Annotated in this window: 28 protein-coding genes; 14 read left to right on the top strand and 14 right to left on the bottom strand. The window is 70.6% G+C overall.

Going from position 1 to position 25159, the window contains the following annotated elements:
- Positions 1-46: 46 nt before the first annotated feature.
- The 3 genes from acnA to ACWEIJ_RS05705 form a co-directional block, all read right to left on the bottom strand.
- Positions 47-2845 (bottom strand): aconitate hydratase AcnA, encoded by a 2799-nt coding sequence (acnA, locus tag ACWEIJ_RS05715; RefSeq protein WP_449835999.1) that lies wholly within the window; start codon positions 2843-2845, stop codon positions 47-49.
- A gap of 269 nt (positions 2846-3114) precedes the next feature.
- The gene (locus tag ACWEIJ_RS05710; RefSeq protein ID WP_449835998.1) at positions 3115-3534 is read right to left on the bottom strand and encodes a hypothetical protein; all 420 of its coding nucleotides are present in this window, start codon (positions 3532-3534) and stop codon (positions 3115-3117) included.
- 66 nt (positions 3535-3600) lie between these two features.
- On the bottom strand, positions 3601-4155 hold the full coding sequence (locus tag ACWEIJ_RS05705) for a hypothetical protein (protein ID WP_449835997.1): 555 nt from the start codon (positions 4153-4155) through the stop codon (positions 3601-3603).
- Positions 4156-4209: 54 nt separating this feature from the next.
- Here ACWEIJ_RS05705 and ACWEIJ_RS05700 point away from each other — a divergent pair, with 54 nt between their 5' ends.
- Positions 4210-4482 (top strand): hypothetical protein, encoded by a 273-nt coding sequence (locus ACWEIJ_RS05700; RefSeq protein WP_449835996.1) that lies wholly within the window; start codon positions 4210-4212, stop codon positions 4480-4482.
- Here ACWEIJ_RS05700 and ACWEIJ_RS05695 read toward each other — a convergent pair.
- Positions 4460-4663, bottom strand: coding sequence for a hypothetical protein (locus ACWEIJ_RS05695; RefSeq protein ID WP_449836361.1), 204 nt, complete (start codon positions 4661-4663; stop codon positions 4460-4462). The genes ACWEIJ_RS05700 and ACWEIJ_RS05695 overlap by 23 nt on opposite strands.
- Between ACWEIJ_RS05695 and ACWEIJ_RS05690 the strand changes: the two genes are divergently transcribed.
- The 3 genes from ACWEIJ_RS05690 to ACWEIJ_RS05680 are packed head-to-tail and all read left to right on the top strand — an operon-like array spanning position 4662 to position 8808.
- Positions 4662-5393 (top strand): ATP-binding cassette domain-containing protein, encoded by a 732-nt coding sequence (locus tag ACWEIJ_RS05690; RefSeq protein WP_449835995.1) that lies wholly within the window; start codon positions 4662-4664, stop codon positions 5391-5393. The two genes, ACWEIJ_RS05695 and ACWEIJ_RS05690, sit on opposite strands and share 2 nt — an antisense overlap.
- A complete protein-coding gene (locus ACWEIJ_RS05685; protein ID WP_449835994.1) occupies positions 5390-6022 on the top strand; it encodes a hypothetical protein in 633 nt (210 codons plus the stop codon). The genes ACWEIJ_RS05690 and ACWEIJ_RS05685 overlap by 4 nt, the downstream gene beginning before the upstream one ends.
- Positions 6022-8808, top strand: coding sequence for a BTAD domain-containing putative transcriptional regulator (locus tag ACWEIJ_RS05680; protein WP_449835993.1), 2787 nt, complete (start codon positions 6022-6024; stop codon positions 8806-8808). Before ACWEIJ_RS05685 ends, ACWEIJ_RS05680 begins: the two co-directional genes overlap by 1 nt.
- Here ACWEIJ_RS05680 and ACWEIJ_RS05675 read toward each other — a convergent pair.
- The 3 genes from ACWEIJ_RS05675 to ACWEIJ_RS05665 all read right to left on the bottom strand — a co-directional run bounded on the left by ACWEIJ_RS05675 (position 8728) and on the right by ACWEIJ_RS05665 (position 12074).
- Positions 8728-10029 carry an FAD-dependent monooxygenase gene (locus tag ACWEIJ_RS05675; protein ID WP_449835992.1) on the bottom strand — a complete coding sequence of 434 codons (1302 nt, stop codon included), beginning with the start codon at positions 10027-10029 and terminating at the stop codon, positions 8728-8730. The genes ACWEIJ_RS05680 and ACWEIJ_RS05675 overlap by 81 nt on opposite strands.
- An 84-nt stretch (positions 10030-10113) precedes the next feature.
- The gene (locus ACWEIJ_RS05670; RefSeq protein ID WP_449835991.1) at positions 10114-11625 is read right to left on the bottom strand and encodes a flagellar basal body protein FliL; all 1512 of its coding nucleotides are present in this window, start codon (positions 11623-11625) and stop codon (positions 10114-10116) included.
- Complete coding sequence (locus ACWEIJ_RS05665) at positions 11622-12074, bottom strand: hypothetical protein (protein ID WP_449835990.1); 453 nt, start codon at positions 12072-12074, stop codon at positions 11622-11624. Before ACWEIJ_RS05665 ends, ACWEIJ_RS05670 begins: the two co-directional genes overlap by 4 nt.
- A gap of 17 nt (positions 12075-12091) precedes the next feature.
- On the opposite strand from ACWEIJ_RS05665, the gene ACWEIJ_RS05660 reads away from it, so the two are divergent.
- From ACWEIJ_RS05660 to ACWEIJ_RS05645, 4 genes are all read left to right on the top strand, one after another.
- Entirely contained in the window at positions 12092-12901 is an 810-nt protein-coding gene (locus ACWEIJ_RS05660; protein WP_449835989.1) for an SIR2 family NAD-dependent protein deacylase, read from the top strand.
- Between the two features lie 10 nt (positions 12902-12911).
- Positions 12912-14426: a class I adenylate-forming enzyme family protein gene (locus ACWEIJ_RS05655; protein WP_449835988.1), complete on the top strand. Its 1515-nt coding sequence runs from the start codon at positions 12912-12914 to the stop codon at positions 14424-14426.
- Between the two features lies 1 nt (position 14427).
- Positions 14428-14955 carry an NUDIX domain-containing protein gene (locus tag ACWEIJ_RS05650; protein ID WP_449835987.1) on the top strand — a complete coding sequence of 176 codons (528 nt, stop codon included), beginning with the start codon at positions 14428-14430 and terminating at the stop codon, positions 14953-14955.
- 195 nt (positions 14956-15150) lie between these two features.
- Positions 15151-16452 (top strand): NlpC/P60 family protein, encoded by a 1302-nt coding sequence (locus ACWEIJ_RS05645; protein WP_449836349.1) that lies wholly within the window; start codon positions 15151-15153, stop codon positions 16450-16452.
- Positions 16453-16493: 41 nt separating this feature from the next.
- Here the strand turns inward: ACWEIJ_RS05645 and ACWEIJ_RS05640 are convergent, their stop codons facing one another.
- Positions 16494-16925, bottom strand: a complete 432-nt coding sequence (locus ACWEIJ_RS05640; RefSeq protein ID WP_449835986.1) for a PLAT/LH2 domain-containing protein — start codon at positions 16923-16925, stop codon at positions 16494-16496.
- Positions 16926-17017: 92 nt separating this feature from the next.
- A complete protein-coding gene (locus tag ACWEIJ_RS05635) occupies positions 17018-17512 on the bottom strand; it encodes a GNAT family N-acetyltransferase (RefSeq protein ID WP_449835985.1) in 495 nt (164 codons plus the stop codon).
- A 36-nt stretch (positions 17513-17548) separates the two neighbouring features.
- On the opposite strand from ACWEIJ_RS05635, the gene ACWEIJ_RS05630 reads away from it, so the two are divergent.
- Complete coding sequence (locus ACWEIJ_RS05630; protein WP_449835984.1) at positions 17549-18067, top strand: TetR/AcrR family transcriptional regulator; 519 nt, start codon at positions 17549-17551, stop codon at positions 18065-18067.
- On the opposite strand, the gene ACWEIJ_RS05625 is transcribed toward ACWEIJ_RS05630, so the two are convergent.
- Positions 18048-18491, bottom strand: coding sequence for a GNAT family N-acetyltransferase (locus ACWEIJ_RS05625; RefSeq protein ID WP_449835983.1), 444 nt, complete (start codon positions 18489-18491; stop codon positions 18048-18050). The genes ACWEIJ_RS05630 and ACWEIJ_RS05625 overlap by 20 nt on opposite strands.
- 39 nt (positions 18492-18530) lie before the next feature.
- Between ACWEIJ_RS05625 and ACWEIJ_RS05620 the strand changes: the two genes are divergently transcribed.
- Entirely contained in the window at positions 18531-19172 is a 642-nt protein-coding gene (locus ACWEIJ_RS05620) for an epimerase (protein WP_449835982.1), read from the top strand.
- On the opposite strand, the gene ACWEIJ_RS05615 is transcribed toward ACWEIJ_RS05620, so the two are convergent.
- Genes ACWEIJ_RS05615 through ACWEIJ_RS05605 form a run of 3 tightly spaced genes read right to left on the bottom strand, consistent with a single transcriptional unit; the run spans position 19156 to position 21197 of the window.
- Entirely contained in the window at positions 19156-19716 is a 561-nt protein-coding gene (locus ACWEIJ_RS05615; protein ID WP_449835981.1) for a cysteine hydrolase family protein, read from the bottom strand. The two genes, ACWEIJ_RS05620 and ACWEIJ_RS05615, sit on opposite strands and share 17 nt — an antisense overlap.
- A 33-nt stretch (positions 19717-19749) precedes the next feature.
- Entirely contained in the window at positions 19750-20652 is a 903-nt protein-coding gene (locus ACWEIJ_RS05610; protein WP_449835980.1) for a GlxA family transcriptional regulator, read from the bottom strand.
- Positions 20649-21197, bottom strand: coding sequence for a cysteine hydrolase family protein (locus ACWEIJ_RS05605; RefSeq protein ID WP_449835979.1), 549 nt, complete (start codon positions 21195-21197; stop codon positions 20649-20651). The genes ACWEIJ_RS05610 and ACWEIJ_RS05605 overlap by 4 nt, the downstream gene beginning before the upstream one ends.
- A 90-nt stretch (positions 21198-21287) precedes the next feature.
- Between ACWEIJ_RS05605 and ACWEIJ_RS05600 the strand changes: the two genes are divergently transcribed.
- The gene (locus ACWEIJ_RS05600) at positions 21288-22196 is read left to right on the top strand and encodes a hypothetical protein (protein ID WP_449835978.1); all 909 of its coding nucleotides are present in this window, start codon (positions 21288-21290) and stop codon (positions 22194-22196) included.
- Here the strand turns inward: ACWEIJ_RS05600 and ACWEIJ_RS05595 are convergent.
- Positions 22193-22534 (bottom strand): DUF2203 family protein, encoded by a 342-nt coding sequence (locus tag ACWEIJ_RS05595; protein WP_449835977.1) that lies wholly within the window; start codon positions 22532-22534, stop codon positions 22193-22195. The two genes, ACWEIJ_RS05600 and ACWEIJ_RS05595, sit on opposite strands and share 4 nt — an antisense overlap.
- Positions 22535-22561: 27 nt before the next feature.
- On the opposite strand from ACWEIJ_RS05595, the gene ACWEIJ_RS05590 reads away from it, so the two are divergent.
- The 3 genes from ACWEIJ_RS05590 to ACWEIJ_RS05580 all read left to right on the top strand — a co-directional run bounded on the left by ACWEIJ_RS05590 (position 22562) and on the right by ACWEIJ_RS05580 (position 25103).
- Positions 22562-23434: an oxidoreductase gene (locus ACWEIJ_RS05590; RefSeq protein WP_449835976.1), complete on the top strand. Its 873-nt coding sequence runs from the start codon at positions 22562-22564 to the stop codon at positions 23432-23434.
- A gap of 26 nt (positions 23435-23460) precedes the next feature.
- Complete coding sequence (gene mobA, locus ACWEIJ_RS05585) at positions 23461-23991, top strand: molybdenum cofactor guanylyltransferase (RefSeq protein WP_449835975.1); 531 nt, start codon at positions 23461-23463, stop codon at positions 23989-23991.
- Positions 23992-24053: 62 nt separating this feature from the next.
- A complete protein-coding gene (locus tag ACWEIJ_RS05580) occupies positions 24054-25103 on the top strand; it encodes an AAA family ATPase (RefSeq protein WP_449835974.1) in 1050 nt (349 codons plus the stop codon).
- The last annotated feature ends 56 nt before the right edge of the window (positions 25104-25159 follow it).

The raw sequence follows: 25159 nt of genomic DNA, 5'->3' as shown, positions 1-25159 counted from the left end.
AAGGGCCGCCCACCTGCGGGTGGGCGGCCCTTCTCGATCGATCTGACTAGCTGCGGACCATCTTGCGCAGGACGTACTGCATGATGCCGCCGTTGCGGTAGTAGTCGGCCTCACCGGGGGTGTCGATGCGGACGACCGCGTCGAACTCGACCTTGCCGCCGTCGGCCTTGGTGGCGACGACGTGGACGGTCGAGGGGGTGGTGCCGTTGTTGAGCTCGGTGATGCCGGTGAAGTCGAACGTCTCGGTGCCGTCGAGGCCCAGGGACGCGGCGTTCTCGCCGGCGGGGAACTGCAGCGGCAGCACGCCCATGCCGATCAGGTTCGAGCGGTGGATGCGCTCGAACGACTCGGCGATCACGGCGCGGACGCCGAGCAGCGAGGTGCCCTTGGCGGCCCAGTCGCGCGACGAACCCGAGCCGTACTCCTTGCCGGCGAGGACGACCAGCGGGACGCCGGCCTCCGCGTAGGCGACCGACGCGTCGTAGATGGTGGTCTGCGGGGCGTCGGCTTCCAGGAAGTTGCGGGTGAAGCCGCCCTGGACGTCGTCGAGCAGGAGGTTGCGCAGGCGGATGTTCGCGAAGGTGCCGCGGATCATCACCTCGTGGTTGCCGCGGCGGGAGCCGTAGGAGTTGAAGTCCTTGCGCTCCACGCCGTGCTCGGTCAGGTACTTGCCCGCGGGCGAGTCGGCCTTGATCGAACCGGCGGGGGAGATGTGGTCGGTGGTGACCGAGTCGCCGAGCAGCGCGAGGACGCGGGCACCCGAGATCTCGGTGACCGGCTTCGGCTCCATCTCCATGCCCTCGAAGTACGGGGGCTTGCGGACGTAGGTGGACTCGGCGTCCCACTCGAAGGTGTTGCCGGTCGGCGTGGGCAGGGACTGCCAGCGCTGGTCACCCGCGAAGACGTCCGTGTAGCCCTTGGCGAAGCCCTCCGGCGAGATCGAGGTCGAGATGACCTCGGCGATCTCCTGCGGCGACGGCCAGATCTCCGACAGGTAGACGGGCTTGCCGTCGGTGTCGAAGCCGAGCGGCTCGGTGGTGATGTCCTTGTCCATCGAACCGGCCAGCGCGTACGCCACGACGAGCGGCGGCGACGCGAGGTAGTTCATCTTGATGTCCGGGTTGATCCGGCCCTCGAAGTTGCGGTTGCCGGACAGCACCGACACCACGGCGAGGTCGCCCTGCTGGACGCCGGCCGAGATCTCCTCCTGCAGCGGGCCCGAGTTGCCGATGCAGGTGGTGCAGCCGTAGCCGACCAGGTGGAAGCCGAGCTTCTCCAGGTACGGCATGAGGCCCGCGCGCTCGTAGTAGTCCATGACGACCTTCGAGCCCGGCGCCAGGGTCGTCTTGACCCACGGCTTGCGCTCGAGGCCGCGCTCGACGGCCTTCTTCGCGAGCAGGGCCGCGCCGAGCATCACGGACGGGTTCGAGGTGTTGGTGCAGGACGTGATCGCGGCGATCGCGACGGCGCCGTGGTCCAGCTCGAACTCGTTGCCGTCGACGGTGACCTTGACCGGGTTGGACACGCGGCCCTCGGCACCCTCGGCGGCCGAGTGCGCCGGCTTGCCGTTGGTCATGCCCTCGTGCAGCGCGGCCGGGTCGGAGGCCGGGAACGTCTCGTCGATCGCCTCGTCGACCTCGCCTTTGGGCTCGTCGGTGACGTACGCGCTGAGAGCGGCGCGGAAGGCGGACTTCGCCGAGGTCAGCTCGATGCGGTCCTGCGGGCGCTTCGGACCGGCGATGGACGGGACGACCGTCGCCAGGTCGAGCTCCAGCGTCTCGGAGTACACGGCCTCGCGGGACGGGTCGTGCCAGAGGCCCTGCTCCTTGGCGTAGGCCTCGACGAGCGCGATCTGCTCCTCGGAACGGCCGGTCAGGCGCAGGTAGTCGATCGTCTCGCCGTCGATCGGGAAGATGCCGACCGTGGAGCCGAACTCCGGCGACATGTTGCCGATGGTGGCGCGGTTGGCGAGCGGCACGGCGCCGACGCCCTCGCCGTAGAACTCGACGAACTTGCCGACGACGCCCTGCTTGCGCAGCATCTCGGTGATCGTGAGCACCAGGTCGGTGGCGGTGGCGCCCGCGGGCAGCTCACCGGAGAGCTTGAAGCCGACGACGCGCGGGATCAGCATCGAGACCGGCTGGCCGAGCATCGCGGCCTCGGCCTCGATGCCGCCGACGCCCCAGCCCAGCACGCCGATGCCGTTGACCATCGTGGTGTGCGAGTCGGTGCCGACCAGGGTGTCCGGGTACGCCTGGCCGCCCCGCACCATGACAACGCGCGCGAGGTGCTCGATGTTGACCTGGTGCACGATGCCGGTGCCGGGCGGGACGACCTTGAACTCGTCGAACGCCGTCTGGCCCCAGCGCAGGAACTGGTAGCGCTCCTTGTTGCGCTCGTACTCCAGGTCGACGTTCAGCTCGAACGCGTCCGGGCGGCCGAAGATGTCGGCGATGACCGAGTGGTCGATCACGAGCTCGGCGGGGGCGAGCGGGTTCACCTTCTCGGCGTCGCCGCCGAGCTGGGTGACGGCCTCGCGCATGGTGGCGAGGTCGACGACGCATGGCACACCGGTGAAGTCCTGCATCACGACGCGGGCCGGCGTGAACTGGATCTCGGTGTTGGGCTCTGCGGTGGGGTCCCAGTTGGCGAGAGCGCGCACGTGGTCGGCGGTGATGTTCGCGCCGTCCTCGGTCCGCAGCAGGTTCTCCAGCAGGATCTTCAGGCTGAACGGAAGACGCTCGGCGCCCTCCACGGCGCTCAGCCGGAACACCTCGTACGAGGCGTCGCCGACGTTGAGCGTGCCGCGGGCGCCGAAGCTGTCCTTGCTAGCTGGTGCAGTCACGTGCAACTCCATCTGGTGACAGCGCGGTGGTCAGTTCGGGGTACGGGGAGAGTCTTCCTCACCGGGTCGACCACTGCCCCTCGACCCCAAACAGTACGCGTGTCCTGTTAGCGGGTTCAAGGCAGGTTGCCCTAAGTCACGTGACGTTGTGCTGCACCCTGATCGACCTGCGCCGGGCGGACTCGTCAAGATCGACGTCGGCCGGCGTCAAGGGGTAGCCCGGCCGGGGCGGAGGGGTGCGCCGGGCTACCCGCGGAAGGGCGGCGAGGCTACGCGCCGCCGTGGTCCCTGACGACCCGCCGGGCCGAGGCGAAGAGCATGCCGATGTTGACCGACTTCGGGCACACGACGACGGCGACGACGTCCTCGTGGTGGTTGTTGCGGATGAACAGGTGCGTGAGGTTGCTGCTGTTGACGAGGATTTCCTGGAAGTAGTGCTCGGAGCTCGCGATGCCGCGCCGCTCCTTGAAAACGTCCTCGATCATGGTCACCGTGCGGCCCTGGAACAGGTCCAGAGTCGCGCCGGCGAGCAGGTCGAGCACCTCTGACGGGTGACTTTCGGTCGTCTCGAACGAAAGCAGCATGCCGGTGGCCATGTCGACGATTCCGGCGGCCAGGCAGCCCTGCACCTCCTGCCGCAGGTGCCTGACCATTGCGGCCATCTGGTCGGACATCGGTCTGTTGCTCATCTCGGGCTTCGTCACTTCACTTTTCTTTTCGGGCGGCGGTGGGAACGGGGCCTCGCGGGACGTGAATCAGGGACCTTTCCTCTCTGGTTGTTTGAAGAGCTTCGGCAGCAGCTGGCGGCGCAGCGACCGGGGCAGCGGCACGACCGGCTGGGGGTCGGGCACGGCGGCCGCGGTGCGGGGTGCGACCGCGAGCAGGCCGTCGGCGACCATCCGGCAGGCCTCGACCGTCACCGGGAACAAGCTGCGGCCCGACGCGAACGCGATGTCGCGGGTGGTGCGCCTGCCGGTCGCGTGCGAGAGGATCTCCGCCCGCGCAGGGGTGAGTTCACGCAGGTCGGCGGCAAGCGACGGGCTGACGCGGTCGCGGTGGGGCGAGAGCGGGCACTTCAGCGCGAGCAGCGAGGTGATCCGCCGCGAGGTCTCCTGCAGCAGGCGCACCGCGTCGATCGCGGTGCTCATCGCGACGGGGACTTCGAGCGTCTGCGGGGTGAACAGGCAGTCCTCGACCTCGCCCGCGACGATCGTGAACGCGGCGTCCCGCGTGGCCATCATGGCGACGACGCGCACCTCGGTCTCGCCGAGATCGGATTCGCCGATCCGCCTGGTGCGCGACAACAGCACGTCCGGTCCTGGTGAACCCGGGCTTTCCGTGCAGATGATTCCACCCTCGCGCAGGTGAATTCGGCCACCGGGATTTCCCAGGACGTGCAGGGTGCCCGTGGCGCGGGCCGCATCTCGTCCGGTCAACGCGCCCGCGAGCAGATCGAAGGAGAATTGCGCAGCGCTTTTCAGGGGTGTCACCCGCATTCGGTCGAACTGAGCTTGAGGAAACTCATCCTTGTTGCTCGGGTGACGGTTTGTCGCCACGGTTCACTCGATCGTGTGAAAAGTGCCGAAGCTGTATTTATTGGGCATGCATGTGCTGTCACGCAGAGTTTTCTCGCGTGATCGAGGTGGCCGTCGCGAGCACGATCTCCGCGGCGTTCAGGGCGCGGAACACGAGCCGGCCGATGCCCAGGCCGAGGGGCAGCGTGATGCCGGGCGCGCGGAACTTGAGCGGTGCCTCGACGGAGATCGCCAGGACCATGCCGAACCAGATGCACGCCAAAGCGAGCGGAAGCGGTGTCATGAATGGTTATCTTGGCGTGGTGCTCCTCGACCAGGTTTCGAAGCGGTACGGACGCGGGCAGTGGGTGCTGCGCGACCTGACCCTGGAGGTCTCCGGCCTGACCGTGCTGACCGGCGCCAACGGCACCGGCAAGTCCACGTTGCTCAAGATCGCCGCCGGGGTGCTGAAGCCGACGTCCGGGCGGGTGGCACGGCCGGCGTCCATCGGCTATGTGCCGGAACGGTTTCCGTCGGACGTGAAGATGTCCGCGTCGTCGTACCTGGCGCACATGGGGCGGATTCGCCGGGCGGCGGCGGGCGATGTGCTGGAACGACTGGGATTCGTCGGCTCGCTGACGGCGCCGATGTCGGAGCTGTCCAAGGGCAACGCGCAGAAGGTCGCGCTGGCGCAGGCGTTCCTGGCCACTGACGTGTTGGTGCTCGACGAGCCGTGGACCGGCCTCGATCCGGCCGCCGCCGCTGAGCTGGTGTCGATGCTGGAGGGACGCACGGCGCTGGTGTCCGACCACGAGGGGCACCTCGCGTCGGCGACCAGGGTCGACCTCGCCGGCGGGCACGTGACGATCGAGCTGAGCCGGGTCGTCGGGCTGGACGCGCTGGAGGCGTTGGAGGGCGTGCGGTCGGTGTTGTCACGGGGGTCGTCGGCGCGGGTCGTGGTGGCGCCGGACCGGAGCGACCACGTGCTGGCCGAGGCGTTGCGGCTCGGCTGTTCGGTGCGGAGCGTGCGGTGATCGCCCTGGTGAGGTACCTCGCGGCCGATGTCCTGCGCGGGCAGCGGTTCCTCGCACCGATGCTGGTGTTCCTCGGCGTGCTCGGGATGTTGTTCGCGTACGACCCGGGACCGCAGCTGTCGGCGTTCTCCGGGTCGGCGGCGTTGATCTACCCGATCGGCGCGTGGCTGGCCGTCGTCGTGGCGACCTCCGAGGACGTGGTGCGGCGGGAGATCACCGTCGTGTCGGCGGGCGGGTGGCCGCGGGTGCTGACGGCGGTCGCCGTGACGGCGGTGGTGTTCGGGCTGGTGTTCGCGGTGGTGGCGACGGTGTGGGCGGTGGTCGCGAGCCCGCGCCCGTACACCGTCCTGCAGGTGCTCGCGGGCCTCGGCGTGCACGGGGTGTCGGTGCTGCTCGGCATCGGGGTCGGGCTGATGTTCGCCCGGCCGGTGTTCGACGCCATCGGCCGGACCGTGCTGGTGGTGTTCGGTGTCGTGGTGATGACCTATCCGCTCGGGCGCTACACGCCGTTCGGGTGGGTGCTGGACACGTTGGGGGACAACCAGGTCACGCTGTCGACCCTGTGGGCGGGCCTGGTCGGTGCCGCGCTGGTGGCCGGTGCGGTGGTCCTGGGGGTGCGGCGGGTCTGATGCGGGTCAACGTGCTCGGGCCGATGCAGGTTCTCGCTTCCGACGGAACCGCGCTGGAGGTGCGCGGGAAACGGTTGCGGTGGCTGCTGATCCGGCTCGCGATGGAGCCCGGCCAGGTGGTCGCCTCCGAGCGGCTGATCGCGGACCTGTGGGCGGACGAGCCGCCCGTGGACGGCGCGGCGGCGTTGCAGTCGCTCGTGTCGCGGCTGCGGCGGACGCTGGGTGCCTCGGTGGTGTCGTCGCACGCGCTGGGCTACCGGCTGGAGGCGGCGACCGACGTCGAGGAGTTCACCCGGACCCGGTCGGCGGCGCTGTGGCGCGGTGCGGCGTTCGAGGACGCGCCGTTCGCGGTGGACGAGGCCGTGCGGCTGGCGTTGCTGCGCGACGACCTCGCCGGGCTGGAGGCGCTGGCCGCCGCGCATCCGTTGCGGGAGGACGTCCAGGCGCGGCTGATGCTCGCGTTGCACGCGGCCGGGCGCCGGTCGGACGCGCTGGCCGTCCACGAACGGGTTCGCGCCGCGCTGGCGGACGAGCTCGGGGTGGATCCCGGTGAGGCGTTGTCCGCGGCGCATCTGACCGTGCTGCGCGAACGGCCGGTGCGGGGGAACCTGCCGGCCGCGGTCGGATCGTTCGTCGGGCGGGACGCCGACCTGGAGCGGTTGTCGGAGTTGTTGCGGGACAACCGGTTGGTGACGCTGACCGGGTTCGGCGGGGTGGGCAAGACCCGGCTGGCGCTGACGTGTGCGGCCTCGGCCGCGCAGGCCTGGTTCGTCGAGCTGGACTCGGCCGCCGAACCGTTGGCGGCACTGGACGCGGCGTTGGGGCCGAACCCGTTGGCGACGCCGTTGTTCGCGCGGCTCGGGTCGTCGCTGGTGGTGCTGGACAACTGCGAGCACGTGGTCTCCGCGGCGGCCGTGCTCTGCGAGCAGCTGCTGGCCTCGGCGCCGGACGTGCGGGTGCTGGCGACCTCGCGGGAGCCGTTGGGGATTCCGGGCGAGGTCGTGCATCCGGTGGCGCCGTTGGACCTCGATCACGCCGTGCGGTTGTTCGCGGCACGGGTCGGTGTCGCGTTCGATCCGGACGTGGTGCGGCGGGTCTGTGCCGCGCTGGACGGGATTCCGCTGGCGGTGGAGCTGGCGGCGGCACGGGCGCGGTCGTTGTCGGCGGCGCAGCTGGAGGCTCGGGTGGACAGCCGGTTGCGGTTGCTCGACCGGGGGCCGCGGACCGGGCCGCCGCGGCACCGGACGCTGCGGGCGGTGATCGACTGGAGCTGGGAGCTGCTGGACCCCGCCGAGCGGTTGCTGCTGGCGCGGCTGGGCGTTTTCGTGGGCGGGGCGACGGCCGCGGCGGTGCACGCCGTGTGCGGGGCGGGCTCGCGCAGGGGTACCCCCGGGCTGGGAACCCCTGCGTTTCAACGTACTCCGCCGCACCGACAAGATCAGGATCTCTGGGACACCGAGGACCTGCTGGCCGCGCTGGTGGAGAAGTCGCTGGTGGTCAGGACGGGCGAGCGGTACCGGTTGCTGGAGACCGTCCGCGAGTACGCGCTCGAACAGGGACAGGCCGATCCCGCCGCGCACGCCGCCTACTACGTGGCGCTGGCCGAGCAGAACGAGCCGTTGCTCAGGGGACCGCGCCAGCTCGACGCGCTCAAGGTCTTCGACGCCGAACGCGGCAACCTCGACGCCGCGCAGACGTGGGCCGTGCGGCACGACGCGGCCCTCGCCCGCCGGATGATGGCCGCCCGCACCTGGCACCTGCTCGTGATGACCAAGCGGTTCGAGGAGATCCGCCGGTGGGCGCCGCTCACCCCGGACGACCCGCTGTCTGACGTGCTGACGTCGCTGGGCACGCCAGGGGCCGTCACCGCGGCCCGGCGGCTGTGGGAGGCGGACATGCCCACCGCCTTCTGCGCGTTGATGCTGACCAGCGGGCAGATGTGGGGCTCGGCGGAGCTGGGGGACCGGCTCACCGAGCTGGCCGACCGGCTGGAGCGGTCGCCCGACGAGTGGATGCGCGCGTTCTCGGCGCTGCTCAGGGGTGTGGTGGCCGGCGAGTTCAGCGACGGCGCGGCGCCGGTGGCCGAGGGCTGGTACCGGCGGGCGCTGGAGGGGTTCCGGGCGGTGGGTGACCGCTGGGCCATCGTGTTCGGGCTGTCGTGCCTGGTGATGGTGCTGATCAACCGCGGCGCGTTCGCCGAGGGGTTCGAGGCCGTGTCCGAGGCGCGTGAGGTCGCGGAAGAGCTCGGCGAGCCGGAGTCGGTGCTGGTGCCGATCTCCGTGCTGATGCAGACGGCGCGGCTCAAGATCCAGATCGGCGACCTCGACGGGGCCCGCGAGGACCTGATGCGCGTGCCGGTGTCGGTCGGCCTCGACCAGGCGCGCGTGCTGCAGATCCACGGCGAGATGGCCTACTTCAGCGGTGACTTCGAGCAGGCCGTGGCGCTGTACCGGCAGGCGCTGCACGCCACGGCGGACTCGCTCGCGACCCAGTTCCGCGCGACCGTCCACGCCGGACTGGGGCTGGCGCTGACCCGCCTCGGCCATCTCGGCGAGGCGGGTGAGGAGCACCGGCGCGCGCTCGACACCGTCTCCGTGAGCGCGGACGGTCCGGCGCGGGCGATCGTGCTGGAGCGGTACGCGGACTGGTTGTGCGCCCAGGGCGACCCCCGCAGTGCGGGGGAGGCCCTGGACGAGGCGGAACGGCTACGCGGCGGCCCCAGCAGCGACCCGTCGGTGGTGCAGCTGCGTGACCGGGTTCGCGCCGAAGTAGGCGTCGATCGCTGACCGGCCGACCGCGGCGACGTAGCCGTCCGGGCGGACCAGCACCGGGCCGTCGGGCAGGTCCAGCGTCACGAAGTCCGGGCCCCGCAACAGGTCGAAGATGCGGCCCTGCGGGGTGTGCCCGTCCGGCATGCGGTCGCCGGCCTGCAGGCCTTCGCCGTCGGTCGTCCGGTACGACAACGAGAGCTGCAGGGTCTGGTCGTCGCGCTTCTGGAACGGGTTGCCGGACGCCATGATCTCCGTCGTCAGGCCCAGCAACCACTCCGCGACCGGCTTGCGCTCGGACTCGTAGCTGTCGAGCAGGGTCTCCATCGCGAGCTTCCAGCCCAGGTTGTAGGCGTCCTGGATGCCCGTGTTCATGCCCTGCGCGCCGGCCGGGGAGTGCACGTGCGCGGCGTCGCCCGCGAGGAAGACCTGGCCGACGCGGAACCGGTCGACCATGCGGATGTTGGTGCGGAACAACGACATCCACGTCGCGTCGTGCAACACGACGTCGTCCAGCCCGGTGCGCTCGCGCACGATCCGCCGGTAGAGCTCCAGTGAGGGCTCGCCGTCTCCCGTCGCCTGGAACTGGTAGAGGTCCGTGCCGGGCAACGGGCACAGGCCGAGCCACTGGCCGTCGTCGGTGCTCCAGCCGTGCCAGTACTCGCGGTCCAGGCCGGACACGCGGACGTCGCCGACGAGCATCCGCTGGTGCTCCCGCGTCTCGCCGATGAACTGCACGCCGAGGTGCTTGCGCACGAACGACTTCCCGCCGTCGCACCCGACGAGGTACTTGGCGCGCACGGTCTCCGGGCCGACCACTGCCGTGACCCCGTTGTCGTCCTGGACGAACGACGTGAGCGGCATGCCGTACTCGACCGCCTGGGGCAGCGCGTCGCGCATGATCTGCTCGACCCGGAACTGCGGGATGAGCATGGTGCTCGCGTACGGGCGGTCGGCCGTGGGCTCGCGGCCCTCGTGCATGTCCCACTCGCGCAGCACTTCGCGGCCCTTGTAGTGGCGCTGGCGCAGGTGGAACCGGCCGGACGCCAGCACCGGCTCGATCAGGCCCAGGTCGTGGAAGACCTCCATCGACCGCGGTTGCAGGCCCTTGCCGCGCGAACCGGCGAACGGGGCGGGCGCCGCGTCGACGATGCGGAACGGCACGCCGCGGCGGGAGAGGTCGAGCGCCAGGGTGAGGCCGGTCGCGCCGGCGCCGATGATCAGAACCTGTGTGTCCATGGGCAAGAGACTCCGCCCATGAACTGCCATGGCCCTGTCACCGCGCTGTTGCGGGTGACAGGGCCATGCCTGACCTGTGGAGACTTACTTCTTGATCAGTGCGATCAGCGCGTCGACGTCCTTGGGCTCGAAGCCGCGGAACAACGTCAGCGCCAGCTCGTAGTACGAGCGGACCGGGCTCACGTACCACTTGCCGCCGACCTCGGTCGAGACGACGCCGACACCGGTCTTCATGACCGACGCGGCCACCCGGCCGATGATCTCGACGGCCTGCGCCGGGATCTTGCCGCCGCCCTGCTGCTGCAGCAGCTGCGTGATCTCGTCGGCGCAGAGCTTCTGCGAGCCCTGGCCGGGGACCTCGGCCGCGTAGCAGTCGCCGTCACGGGTGATCGAGACGGTGTCGCCGTCGACGGTCACGGACAGCTTCTTCACGGTGACCTGCTTGCCGCCCGTGACGTCCTTGACGTCGGTCTCCAGCGCGTTCAGCTTGGCGCCGGTCGCGCCCATCGTGCCCGCCTGCTCCAGCAGCAGCGGGCCGAGGTCCTGCAGCACACCGGCCTCGTCCGGCGGCAGCAGCGAGATGACCGTCTTCAGGTCGCCGTCCAGCGCGGCGGTGACGAGCTGCTTGGCGGCGTCCTGCGCGGAACCGGCGCCCTGCGGCGCGAAGCCCTGCTGCGGCCACTTGAGCTTCTCCTCCTCCAGCGCGACGTTCGCGATGGTGTAGAAGGCGCTCGGGTACCACTTGTCCTTGACCTTGATGGTCGCGATGCCGATCGGCGCGCCGCGCTTCTGGACCTCCGCGGTGATGTCCCAGGTCTTCGTCTCGGACTTGGTCAGGCTGACCTTGTCGCCGATCGCGTCCATCAACTTGTCGGTCAGCGGGACCTTCGAGACGTCCGAGGTGACCGTGATCTTGCCCTCGACCAGCTTGTTGATGGTGAGGTGGTCGTTGATCTTCTCGGCCTTGGCCTCGTCGAACTTGATGTTCTCGCTCTTGAACTCGACGCCCGACAGCTTGTTCGGGTCGGCGTCGGGCTTGAGGATCTCGAGCCGCTTCATCTCCTTCGTCATCGAGTCCAGGTAGTCCTTCGACAACGCCGCCTCGGCGGGCGCCAGCGACGCCATGATGCCGACGACGTCACCGCTGCCGAGCTGGTCGATGAGGTTCTTCGCGGCCACTGCCGGGGTGTCCTGGCCCGCGTTCGCCGCCGGGTCGGACTTCTTCAGCGCGAAGAACGTGACGGCGCCGCCCACGAGCAGCAGCACGGCGACGACGGCCGTGATGACCAGGCCGGTGCGCTTCTTCTTCGGCGGTTCGCCACCCACCGGGGCGTAGCCGTACGGCTGCTGGTCGAAGCCCTGCTGCGGGAAGCCCTGCGGTCCGGTCTGCGGGTAACCCTGCTGCGGGAAACCCTGCGGACCGGTCTGCGGGTAGCCACCCGGCTGCGGCTGCTGGGGCTCCTGCGGGTATCCGCCCTGCTGGGGATAGCCGCCCGGCTGTGGCGGCTGCTGCGGGTAGCCGCCCTGCTGGGGCTGCTGCCCGTACGGGTTGTTCTGCGGCTGCCACTGGCCGCCGCCACCACCTGGGTAGCTCACGGATTCCCTCCCGGAGTTCTCACTGCGCTGCGCCTGTTGGAGGTGAGCACCGTGATCGCCCCCACGATCGTCAGTACGGCACCGGCAAGGGTGACGGCCGGTCCGGCGATGCTGATTCCGACCAATGCACCCTTGCTATCCCCTTGGACCGCGGCTAGCAGGGCCGCGGTTCCACCGATCGTGCCAAAGAGAAGACCGGCGCACCCGGCGATTCGACGAAATCGGACCACGTAGAGGACCGCCGCGATCATCGCGAGCGGGGTGAGACCCACCCAGACCGCCGTGACGACGCTGCCGGCCACCCCGTCCAACCCGGCCAGATCACGCAGCGAAAGCACCTGGTAACTGTCCCTCGTGGTCGTTCCGGACTTCAGCCAGGGAAGGAAGGTCCCGGTGATGGACGTGATCAACCCCACTGCCGCGACGGCGGCTCCCACTGCGCTGCGCACCGGACTAGTGTGAACCGATGCCCTCCGACGCCTGCGAAGCGGCACGGGCGCTCGTCGCGTCCGCGCACCGGATCACCGTGCTGACGGGCGCCGGGGTCTCCACCGACTCGGGCATCCCGGACTTCCGCGGTCCGGACGGGCTGTGGACGCGGGACGCCGACGCCGGGCGCACCGCGTCGCTGGACGCCTACCTCTCCGATCCCGAGGTGCGCAGGCTCGCGTGGCGCACGCGGCTCGGCAGTCCGGTGTGGACGGCCAGGCCCAACGCCGCGCACAAGGCGTTGGTGGAACTGGAGCGGTCGGGCCGGCTGCGCACCATCGTCACGCAGAACATCGACGGCCTGCACCAGAAAGCCGGCTCCGACCCGCATCGCGTGCTGGAGCTGCACGGCACGTTGCACGCGACCGTGTGCCTCGCATGTGGTGCCACGGGCCCGATGCGGGACGCGCTGAAGCGCGTCGCCGAGGGCGAACCGGAGCCGGACTGCCCGCGGTGCGGGGGAATCCTCAAGTCCGCCACGGTCTCGTTCGGACAGGAGCTCGACGGCGAGGTGCTGCGCCGCGCCCGGCTCGCGGTCCTCGACTGCGACGTGCTGCTCGTGGCCGGGACGTCGCTGTCCGTGCAACCCGCCGCCGGACTCGTGCCGCTGGCCGCGCGGGCGGGCGCCCAGGTGGTCATCTGCAACGCCGAACCGACCCCGTACGACGGCGTGGCGGCCGTTGTCCTGCACGAACCCGTCGGTGAGGTGCTGCCCGACCTCAGCTCGGTTCCTCCATCCGGGGGAGGCCGATTCTCGTCCTGGGGAGATCCGAGCACCTGGCCTTAGGGTCGGGGACATGCGCGTACCGCTGATCACCACGGATTTCCTGGACCGGGCGTCGTTCGCGTTCCCGGCGACGACGGCGACCATCGACGAGCCCGACCAGCCGGCCAAGCCGGTCGAGACGACGACGTATGCGGAGATGGCGACCCGTGTGCGCGCGTGGCAGGCCGGGTTCGACGCACTGGGCATCGGCGAGGGCGAGCGGATCGCCGTCGTCAGCCACAACTCCGCGCGGCTGCTGGAACTGCTGCACGCGGTGCCCGGCAGCGGGCGCATCTGCGTGCCGGTGAACTTCCGCCTGCGCCCGGACGAGGTGAAGTACATCGTCGAGCACAGCGGTGCGTCTGCGTTGTTCGTCGACCCGGAGCTGGAACTGGACGACGTGGTGGCACGGCACCGGTTCACGCTCGGCGAGGAGTCGGAGTCGCTGCTCCGGTTCGATGTGGAGCCACGGCCGTGGAGCGAGCCCTCGGAGGACGCGACCGCGACCATCAACTACACGTCCGGCACCACCGCACGGCCCAAGGGCGTGCAGCTCACGCACCGCAACATCTGGCTGAACGCCGTCACGTTCGCGATGCACACGCGGGCGTGGGAGGGCGACGTGTACATGCACGTGCTGCCGATGTTCCACTGCAACGGCTGGGGCATGCCGTTCGGCCTGGCGGGACTGGGCGTGCCGCAGGTGGTGCTGCGCAAGGTCGACGGCGCCGAGATCCTGCGCCGGGTGCGCGACCACGGCGTCACGCTGATGTGCGGCGCACCCGCCGTGTGGAACGCCGTGCTCGACGCGGCCCAGTCGTGGGACGGCGAGATTCCCGGCCGTGACCGCGTGCGGATCGTCTGCGCCGGTGCGCCGCCGCCCTCGCGCACGATCCAGCGCGTGACCGAGGAGCTCGGCTGGGAGTTCCTGCAGATCTACGGCCTGACCGAGACGGCACCGCTGCTCACCTTCAACCGCGCCCAGCCGGGGCCGACCGGTGAGGAGAAGGCGCGCAAGCAGTCCCGGGCGGGAGCGCCGGCGCTGGGCGCACGGCTGCGGATCTCCGACACCGGCGAGGTGCTCGCGCGGTCGAACGTCGTGATGGAGGGCTACTGGGAGAACCCGTCCGCGACCGCCGACGCCATCGAGGACGGCTGGTTCCACACCGGCGACGGCGGCCACTTCGACGACGAGGGCTACCTGACGATCTCGGACCGCAAGAAGGACGTGATCATCACCGGCGGTGAGAACGTCTCGTCGATCGAGGTGGAGGACTGCCTGTTCTCGCACCCGGCCGTCGCCGAGGTCGCCGTGATCGGGGTGCCGGACGAGAAGTGGGGCGAGACGATCAAGGCGCTGGTCGTGCGCTCGGCGGACGTCACCGAGGCCGAGCTGATCCAGCACTGCAAGCAGCGGCTCGCCGGGTACAAGGCGCCGACGTCGGTGGAGTTCCGCGACTCGATCCCGCGCACGGCGACCGGCAAGATCCAGAAGTTCAAGCTCCGCGAGCCGTACTGGGCGGGCCGGGACCGAGGCGTGAACTGAGGTGGCGAGGCCGGGGTGCGGGACGCGCCATCCGGTGCCGGCCGGGCTGCTCGCGAGCCACCGGCCCGCCGCCACGCGGGAGATCGCCTGGCTGGGCGGCGCGATGCCGTTGCGGGTCGGTGCGCATCCCGGCCCGGCCGGCCTGCCGGAGGAGCTGGTCACCTCGGTGCGGTGCGTGGTGCTGGTGGACGGGCTGGTCGTGCTCTGCGAGAACGCCGACGGCGTCCACCCCCTGCCCGGTGGCCGGCGCGAGCCCGGGGAGTCCTACGTGGACACCGCGGCGCGGGAGGTGCACGAGGAGACGGGGTGGCTGCTCGACCGCGACACCGTCCGGCCGCTGGGGTGGCTGCACCTGGAACACCTGGCACCACGACGCCCGGACGACGCCGGTCCCATCCGGACTTCCTCCAGGTCGTCTTCCACGGCACCGCGACCGAGCGGGACGGCGGACCTGACGCCGAGTGGACCGACACGGAGGGGTACGAGCAGCACTCCCGGTCGGTCGGTCTCGCCGAGGCACGAGCGATGACGGCGGACGACCTCCTGGCGCCCGTCTTCCTCGGCCTGGTCCACTAGTCCACTCCGGCGACACGCCGGACTCCGATCGTCCCAAAAGGACCACCGCGCGTGTTCCACTGTGACACGTGTGGTTGACGGTGCGTTAGTTCCGGATGCGCCGAATGAGTCTGATTGGTCTAATGCGGTCGGAGGTGATGTCCGGGTGTTGACACGACTCTCCGCCGTGGTCGTAGTGCTCACGGCCATCCTGACCGGGACGGCCACCGCCGTGCCGCCGCCTCCGCCGAACCCGAGCGACGCGGAGATCTCGGCCTCGCGGGCGGAGGCCGACGCGAAGGCCGCCCGCGTGGGCGAGCTGACCGGCCGGCTGACCCAGGCCGAGTCGCGCCTGCAGGAGCTGCTCGACGACGTCTCCTACAAGCGCGAGCTCGCCAACAAGGCCCGCGTGGACCTGGAGACCGCGATCTCCGAGGCCGATGCCGCCCGTCGTGAGGCTTCGGCCGCGCGCGTGCAGGCCGATGCCGCCGCCAGGGCCGTGGAGGACAGCCGGCGGGCGCTGGACGAGTTCGCGGCGGCGTCCTACGCGCAGGGCAGCACGGTCGGGTCGTTCTCCGCGTACTTCGGCGCCAAGTCGCCGGAGGACCTCCTGGCGCGCGCCCAGCTGCTGGAGGCGGTGTCGTCGGCGGGGCTGAACCAGCTGGAGCAGGTGACCCGCGACCAGGGCACCGCCGCGAACCTCGACGCCGCCGCCCGCGCCGCCGTGCGGAAGGCGGACGCGAAGCAGGCTGCCGCCGACGAGGCGAAGAAGGTCGCGGAACGGGCGCAGCAGGTGGCGGTCGAGGCGCACACGGCGCAGGCCGCCGCGACCGCGGAGCTGCAGGCGGGCAGGGACGCCGTCGAACGTGAGCTGGTGGCGGCGCGCGGTGAGGTCGGCGGCCTGGAGGCGCAACGTCAGCAGTACGACCAGTGGGTCGAGGCGAAGAAGCGCGAGGACGAGGAGAACGCCCGCCGTGCGGCCGCCGCGGCAGCAGCCGCCGCCGCGCAGTCGGCCCCGCAGCGTCCGGCCCCCGCGGCTCCCGCGCCGTCCGGCAGTCGCGTGCAGACGGTCATCAACCGGGCGTTGGCTCAGCGCGGTGTCATCTACGCGTGGGGCGGTGGCAACTACGACGGCCCCACTTATGGCGTGCGTGACGGTGGCGTGGCCGACGCGTACGGCGACTACCGCAAGATCGGCTTCGACTGCTCGGGGCTGATGATGTACGCGTTCGCCGGCGCGGGCGTCTATCTGCCGCACTACAGCGGCTATCAGTACAACTCGGGGCGCAAGGTGCCGCTGTCGCAGATGGCACCGGGCGACATGATCTTCTGGGGTCCCGGCGGCGGCACGCACGTGGCGTTGTACATCGGCGGCGGGATGATGGTCGAAGCACCGGAATCCGGTGCGGTGGTGCGGATTTCGCCCGTGCGGTACGGCGGGATCATGCCGTACGTGACGCGCGTGCTGTGAGACCCGGTGGCCCGCCGTGACGACGGGCCACCGGAGTCCGGTCAGGCGGCGGCCAGGCGGAGCGGGGCCGTCTTCGTGTACACCCGGCTCAGCCAGTTGTGGTACGGGTGGACCGTCACGCCCTGCGGGCCGCGCACGACGACCTCTTCGAGGCACCAGTGCGAGCTGTCGCCCTTGTTGTCGAACGAGAGGTCGATCGACCGGATCGGACCGAGGTTGCTCAGCGTGAAGCTGTACGAGTCGGTGTGGCCGCGCTCGCGGTCGTCGCCCGAGGTGTCGAGGTTGTTCCACCCGCTGGAGATGGTGCCGTTCAGGCGCGCCTCGACCCTCGCGTCGGTGCCGGCGTCCTCGACGTCGCAGGTGACGAGGTCGACGGTGTAGACGGCGGGTGCGGCCTGTGCGGTCGTCATGCCCATGATGGTGGCGAGCGTCGCGGCCGAGATGCCGACGATCGCACGAGCTGCGAGCTTCATGCTTGGTTCCCCTCTGGGTTGAATCGGTGTTGCGGAGAGGAACGTGCCGCAGCGCTGTTGCACGACTGTGCGGGATCGATGTGATCCGCAGGTCAGGGCCGTAGTTCGCGGGTCCAGAGCTGGCCGATGACGTCGTGGCCGAAGCTGTGCTGCGGGGTCTTCTCGACCAGTTCGAACCCGTGCGCCTCGTAGATCTTCCTCGCGGACGTCAGCCCCTCGACCGTCCACAGCACCATGTGCCGGTACCCGGCGTCCCTGGCGAACTCGATGCACGTCTCGACGAGCTTGGTGCCCGTGCCGTGGCCACGCGCGTCGGGGTGCACGAGCAGCACACGCAGCTTCGCGGTCGTGTCGTTCTCCCGGACGCAGAACACGCATCCGACGCGTTGGCCGTCGAGCTCGGCGATCCACGCGGCCTCCTTGGTGTCGTCGTGGTCCGCCGCGTAGTCGCCGACGATCTTCGCGACGGTCGCCTCGAAGGAGGTGTCCCAGCCGTGCTCGGCGGCGTAGAGCTCGCCGTGCGCCTGGACCACCCAGCCCAGGTCGCCGGGCTGGTCGAGCGGGCGGATCAGCATGGTCGCCTTCACTGACACGACTGTTTCAGTAATGCGAGAATAGTGCTCATGCCTTCCGCGCGGGAGACCGAACTGCTCGAAGCCGCCTACCGGTACGTGCTCACCCGCGGCCTGGCGGACGTGTCGCTGCGGCCGCTGGCAGCGGCGATCGGATCGAGCACGCGCGTGCTGCTCTACCTGTTCGGCAGCAAGGAAGGCCTGGTCAGGGCGTTGCTGGCCCGCGCGCGAGCCGACGAGCTCGCACTGCTCGCCGACATCGGCACCGGGCCAGGAGTCGTCGCACGGCTGTGGGAGTGGCTGTGCGCGCCCGCGCACCGGCCGTTGCTGACGTTGTGGCTGGAGGCTTACGCGCGCTCTCTCGTGGAACCGGACGGGCCGTGGGCGGGCTTCGCGCGCGCGACCGTCGAGGACTGGTTGGAGGTTCTGCGGGTCTCGCAACCCGCGGACGTGCGGGACACGCCGGCCGGGCTGGTCGAGCGCACTCGGGAGCTCGCGTTGCTGCGGGGCGCGCTGCTGGACCTGCTGGCGACGGGGGACGAGAAGCGGGTCAGCGCGGCACTGGCGTGAAGCCGAGCGTGACGAGGAGCCGTTCCGAGGGCGTGTTGCCGTCGGTGACACCGGCGAAGACCGGGGCGTCGAGGGCCCGCAGCGAGGCGGCGACGGCCGAGGTGCCGAGGCCCCGCCCCTTCCAGCCGGGATGCGTGATCACGTACCCGAGCCAGAAGTCGTTGCCGTGCAACGAGATCAGCGACGCGGCGACGATACCGTCCCGCAGCACCACGAAGCTCGCGTGCGGCACGGCGTTCGGCCGCCACCCGGCGATCTCGACGGCGCCGTCGCTGTTGCCGCCCAGGTGCTCGTCGACGGTACCGGCGTAGGCGCGTTCCATGAGGTCGGCGAGCGCGGCGTCGTCCTCGTCGCCGACCGCGCGGAGGTGCTCCGGCAGGTCGGGCACCGGGCCCGGCGCACGGCGGTACACGGTCCGGTTCACCTGCTCAGTGTCGCGGCCGGTGTCCAGTAGCTTTGCCGGGTGAAGATCGTGGTGTTCGGCGCGTCCGGCATGGTCGGGCAGGGTGCGCTGCGGGAGTGCCTGCTCGACCCCGCGGTCGACGAGGTCGTGACGGTGGGGCGTGCCGCGCTGAGCACGACCGATGCGAAGCTGCGCCACCTCGTGCACGGCGATTTCGGTGACCTGTCGCCGATCGCGGAGGAGCTGGCCGGCGCGGACGCGTGCTTCTACTGCATGGGCGTGACGTCGGCGGGACGGAGCGAGGCCGAGTACACGCCCGTGACGCACGACTACGCGCTTGAGGCCGCACGCGTCGTCGGTGGCACGTACGTGTACGTGTCCGGTGAGGGCGCGAACGCCGACAGCACGACCATGTGGGCGAGGGTCAAGGGACGGACCGAGAACGAGCTGCTGGCGCTGGACCGGCCCGTCTACGTGGTGCGGCCGGGGTTCATCCAGGCACGGCACGGGATCACCTCGCGGACCCGGATCTACCGCTACGGCTACGCGGTGACGTCGTGGCTCTTCCCGGTGCTGCGCAGGATGGCGCCTCGGTTCGTCACGAGCACCGACCAGCTCGGGCGCGCGATGGTCGCGCTGGCCAAGGGCGCGCGGCCGGCGGTGCGGGTGCTGCGCAGCGACGAGATCAACCGGCTGGCTTGAACGCCTCCTCCGTCGTGACCACGCCCGCCGTGCGGCCCGGCGCCGTGTGGTTGCCCCAGTAGAGGTTGGTGTGCGCGATGACCTTGTCCGGGGTGGGCGCGCCCCACTCGGACAGGTCCTCGGTGGTGTGCGCGTCGCTCACCAGCAGGGCGTCGTAGCCGCGCGCGATGGCGCCGTGCAGGGTCGAGCGGATGCACTCGTCGGTCTGCGCGCCGGACACCACGAGGTGGCCGATTCCCCTGCCCGCCAGCACTTCCTCGAGGTCGGTCGCCTCGAACGAGTCGGCGTAGGTCTTGTGCACCACGGGTTCGCCCTCGGCGAGCTTCAGCTCGGGCACGAACCGCCAGCCGTCGGAGTCGATCGGCAGGTGCTCGGGGTTGCTGTGCTGCACCCACACGACGTCGACGCCGGCCGCGCGGGCCTTGCCGACGAGGGTGGCCACGTTGGCCACGACCTCGTCGCGGTTGTGGGAGTGGTTCACCACGCCGTTCTGCACGTCGATCACGAGCAGCGCGGTGTTGGGGCGGTTCGCCAGAGTCGTCACGAGGCTCACACTATGCCTCGGGTCTGACAGTTCTCAGCGCGAACGCAGCCGGCGCAGCATGCGGGCGTCTTCGAAGCCGACGTTGCGCGCGGCGGTCTCGACCGTGGCGCCCTGCCCGATGAGGTGTTCGGCCCGTTCGACGCGCAACGCCTGCTGGTACTTCAACGGCGTCATGCCCGTCGCCTTGCCGAACAACCGCGTCACGGTCCGTTCGCTGCACCCCGCGAGGGTGGCGAGGTCCGTGAGCGAGAGGCGGTCGGCGAGCCGTGACTCGATGACGTCCTGGATGCGGTGCACGGTCTCGTTGACGTGCGAACGGTGCCGCAGCAGCACGCTTGCCTGCTGGTCGTCACCGTTCCTGCGCGCGTAGACGACCATCGTGCGTGCGACGGCTGCTGCCGTGGCGGGGCCGTGCCGCGTCGCGACGAGGTTCAGCGCCAGGTCGATGCCGCTCGCGATGCCCGCGGACGTCACGACCCGGTCGTCCTCCACGAACAGGACGTCGCGGATCACCCGTGCGCTCGGGTAGCGCCGTTCGAGCTCGTCCTGCAGTTCGTGGTGCGTGGTGCAACGGCGGCCGTCGAGCAGACCGGCGCGTCCCAACGCGTCCGCACCGGCGCACACGCTTGCGACCGTGCCTCCGTTGGCGTGGTGCGCGCGCAACCACGCCAACGCGCGCGTGCTCAACGGTCCGGTGCCGGCGATCTTCGGTGAGCGCCATCCCGGCACGAAGACGAGGTCGTGCACGTCGAGAGAGGGCAGCTCGGTCGTCGCGCCCAGCGGCACGCCCTGATGGCTGAGCACGGACGCCGTGTCGCCCACGTACGTCAGCTCGTAGCCGCCCACGAGGTCGGACGCGCTGGAGAACACCTGCGCCGGCCCCGCGAGGTCGAGCAGGTGCACTCCCGGCACGAGCAGGAAAACGACTCTGGTCACGATCCGGTCAGCGTAGCGACATCCGAGATCCGCGCGAACCGGCCGGCCAGCACGTACTCGGTGCGCTCGATGATCTCCTCGACCCCGAGCACCTTCCCGGTCCGCCAGTGCGGCAGCGGCATGGTCGCGGTCGCGTCCGTCACGAACGTCATGTCGAAGCCCAGGTCCGAGCCCACCCGCGTGGTCGTCTCGCAGCACTGCTCGGTGCGGATGCCGCTGATCAGCAGCTCCCGGACGCCGTGCATCGTGAGCTGCTGCTGCAGGTTCGTCGTGGTGAACGCGTTGTGCGCGGTCTTGGTCAGGACCGGCTCGTCGTCGAGCGGCTTGAGCCCGTCGATGAGCCGCACGTGGCCGAGCGCGGGGTCGAACACGCCGCCGCTGCCGGGTTCGGCGTGCAGCACCCACACCACCAGGTCACCGGCGTCACGGCTCAGGTCGACCAGCTGGTTCACCCTGCCCACGACGTCCGGGTTCGAGACCTCGGCCCAGTTGGCGCGCTGACGGAACGACTCCTGCACGTCGATGACGATCAATGCTCGCTTCATGACCTCAAGCCTCGCGGCCGCGGCGGTGCGCGGACAGGCACGGCCTGGACGTGGTGCGGACGGATCCGGTCACCATGCGAAGATCACGACGTGGACTTGCGCGTGCTCGCGGGCGACCCGGCGGACGAGAACCTCGGTGCCCAGGTGGTGCTGTTCGTGAGGGGAGGAGACGCCGTCGACGGCTACGCCGTGCCATTCGTGCGTCTCGCGCACGAGGACGTCCGCAGAATCCTCGTGGGTTCCGCACGCACGGACGGCGAGCGGATCCGCGTCACGGTCCACGCGGTGTGGAGCGCGGACGGGGGCTGGCACCGGGAGCATTGGCGTGGCAGTGACGTGTCCAAGTTGCTGGCGCACCCCGCTCACCCGATCCCGGACGACAGCACGAAGGCGGACGTCATCGCCAAGGCCGTTGCGGAGGGGTCGCGGAACGCGGTCGCGCAGCTGCGAGGGCTGCGCTACGAGATGGAACGGCAGGTCGCGGACCTGCTGGCCCAGCGCAGGAACACCGCGCTGCGGATGGTGATGGCGCAGCTCGTCGAGCTGTCGATCGCGTTCAGCCGCGCCCGCGACCAGGCCCGCGACACGCTGCGCGAGGTCAGGCTGCCCGGTGTGGTGCGGCACTGCGAGGCGATGGACGTCGAGCTCGGCGAGGAGATCACGCGGCTGCAGTCGTTGCTGAGCAGCGTGTCGACGTTCGCCGTGGCCCAGGAAGGCGAGGCGCAGCAACGGTTCAACATGCTCGCCGCCGCCGCGGCCGCCGGGCTCGGCCTGCCCGCCCTGATCCTGTCGCTCTACGGCGCGGACGCCTACCTGCCGTTCACGTGGGACAAGGCGTGGCGGGCGCTGGCGCCGATCGCGGGCGCCCTGACGCCGGCGGCGGTGATCATCCTGCGGCGCATGCCAGGAAGCACGACCGTGAAGCACTACCTGGCGGCTCTGGGGCTCATCGCCGGGCTGATCGGCGTGCTGCTCGTCGCCGGTTTCCTGGCCCCTTAAAGGGGACGACGGCCCGCGAACCCGATGTCGGCCCGGTGGTACCAGGCCAGCGTCCGGTCGCCCTCCAGCCAGCACAGCAGCACCGGCACGCCGTCCCGTTCGGACGGGAAGTCGACCAGCAGCGGCGCGAAGCCCTTCAGCTCGGCGCCGGTCCGCTGCACCGTCTCCAGCAGCTCGTCCAGCCTGGCCTGCGCCGCCTTGAACTCCGGCAACCCGCCCAGCGGTGAACAGCCGGCGCCGAGCTCGGCGGCGTCGGCGCGCAGGCGGACGATCTCGTCCAGCACCGGCAGCAACCGGGTCAGCTCGGCCTGGGCTTCGGAGAGGGTGAACAGTCCCACGGCGGCAAGGCTGGCACAGTGGACGGAATGACGTGGCGACTGGGTGACCTCACCGTGAACCGGGTCGGGTTCGGCGCGATGCGCCTGCCGCAGCAGGGCGCCGCGTTCGATCCGAACGCGACACCTCGCGACCGCGCGCAGGCGATCCGGGTGCTGCGGGACGCCGTCGAGCTCGGCGTCAACCACGTCGACACGGCCGCCTTCTACTTCTCGCGGACCAGGTCGGCCAACGAGCTGATCAACAGCGCGCTGCGGCCGTACCCGGACGACCTGGTGATCGTCACCAAGGTCGGCCCGAGCCGCACACCGCAGGGGGAGTGGCTGCCGCTCGCCACCCCCGGCCAGCTCCAGGGCCAGGTCGAGGAGAACCTGCGGCAGCTCGGCCGGGACCACCTCGACGTGGTGAACCTGCGGGTCAGCGGCCTCGACGACGTCAGCGCGCACTTCGAGCAGCTCGCGCGGCTGCGGCAGGAGGGCCTGGTCCGGCACCTCGGGCTGTCGAACGTGAAGCCGCACCACCTCGACCAGGCGCAGCGGATCGCCCCGGTGGTGTGCGTGCAGAACTCCTACGGGCTCGGCCACCACCCCGAGCAGGACGACTTCGTCGGCCTCTGCCGTGAGCGCGGCATCGCGTTCGTGCCGTTCTTCGCGCTCGCCGGGGCGAACAAGGAGGCCGGGACGTCGGCCGAGGACGACGAGGTGACCGAGATCGCGGCGGCGCACCGGGCCACGCCGGCCCAGGTCAGGCTGGCGTGGACGCTCGCCCAGGGACCGCACGTGCTGGTCATCCCGGGCACCGGCGATCCGGGGCACCTGCGGCAGAACGTCGCGGCGGGCGAGCTGCGGCTCAGCGCGGAGGAGCTCACCCGCCTCGACGCCCTGCACCTCAACGGGGTCTGATCGACCGCGTCTGATTGACTGGGGCGGTGACGTACGCGGCGATCGTCCTCACCGGCGGCAAGGGGGAACGGCTCGGCGGCGTCGACAAGGCGGCACTGTCCTTTCGGGACGCCACGCTGCTCGACCACGTTCTGTCCGTTGTGGACGATGCGAGCGAGATCGTCGTCGTGGGGCCGGAAAAAGACCTCCCCGGCGTCGTCTGGGCGCGCGAGGACCCGCCCGGCGGCGGACCGCTCGCCGGACTGGCCGCGGGGCTGGCGAAGATCACCGAGGACTGGGTCGCGGTGCTCGCCGTCGACCAGCCCGGCCTCACCAAGGGCACGATCGCGAGGCTGCGGGAACCGGGGCGCAACGCCGTGCTCTCCGACGGCCGTCCGCAGTGGCTGATCGGCGTCTGGAAGACGGCTGACCTGCGCGAAGCCCTCCCCGAAGATCCGCGCGGCCTGCCGTTGCGCAAGACTCTCGGGCAGCTCGACCCGGTGGAGGTGTCCGCTTTGCCCGGTGAGGCGCGCGACGTCGACACGCCTGGTGACCTGGACACCCTTCACAGCGGTTGAACAGGCGAAGAGCAAGACTGGTCCACTATCGGTAAAACCCTGTTCTGCATGGAGGCCCGCACGTGACCGAGCCCGCCGCCGAGGCAACGCCGAACGCATCGGCGCCCGTCACCCCGGCTCGTGACGCCCAGCTGCTCGAACGCACCGTGTTCGAGGTGAAGCGGGTGATCGTCGGCCAGGACCGGCTCGTCGAGCGGATGCTCGTGGGTCTGCTGGCCAAGGGCCACCTGCTGCTCGAAGGTGTGCCGGGTGTCGCGAAGACGCTCGCCGTCGAGACGTTCGCCCGTGTGGTCGGCGGCTCGTTCAGCCGCGTGCAGTTCACGCCCGACCTGGTGCCCGCCGACATCCTCGGCACCCGCATCTACCGCCAGTCCAGCGAGGCGTTCGACGTCGAGCTGGGCCCGGTCGTCGCGAACTTCGTGCTCGCCGACGAGATCAACCGCGCGCCCGCCAAGGTGCAGTCGGCGATGCTGGAGGTCATGGCCGAGCGGCACGTGTCGATCGGCGGGCAGACGTTCGCGATGCCCAACCCGTTCCTGGTGCTGGCGACGCAGAACCCGATCGAGAACGAGGGCGTGTACCCGCTGCCCGAGGCGCAGCGCGACCGGTTCCTGTTCAAGATCCAGGTCGAGTACCCGACCGCCGAGGAAGAGCGCGAGATCGTCTACCGCATGGGCGTCGAGGCGCCCACGCCGAACCAGGTCCTCTCGCCGGAGGAGCTGGTGCGGCTGCAGGGCGTGGCCTCGCGCGTCTTCGTGCACCACGCGCTGGTCGACTACGTGGTGCGCCTGGTCATCGCGACCCGAGCGCCCGCGGAGCACGGCCTCACCGACGTCGCCGGCTGGGTCGCCTACGGTGCGTCACCGCGTGCGTCGCTCGGCATCATCGCCGCCGCGCGCGGCCTGGCGCTGGTCCGCGGCCGCGACTACGTGCTGCCGCAGGACGTCGTGGACGTCGTTCCGGACGTGCTGCGCCACCGCCTCGTGCTCTCGTACGACGCGTTGGCCGACGGCGTGCCGATCGACCACATCATCACGCGCGTGCTGCAGATCGTGCCGTTGCCGCAGGTGTCGGCCCGTCCGCAGCAGCCGGTTCCGGCTGGTAGGCAGTGACCCCGAAAGATGCTTCGGTGAAGGCCGGGAAGGAGCGCCCCTCGTGGGCGCCGCCG

The sequence above is a fragment of the Lentzea sp. NPDC004789 genome, assembly GCF_053601075.1.
The sequence above is the reverse complement of the archived record's forward strand: the minus strand, read 5'-3'. Positions and strand labels throughout refer to the sequence as shown.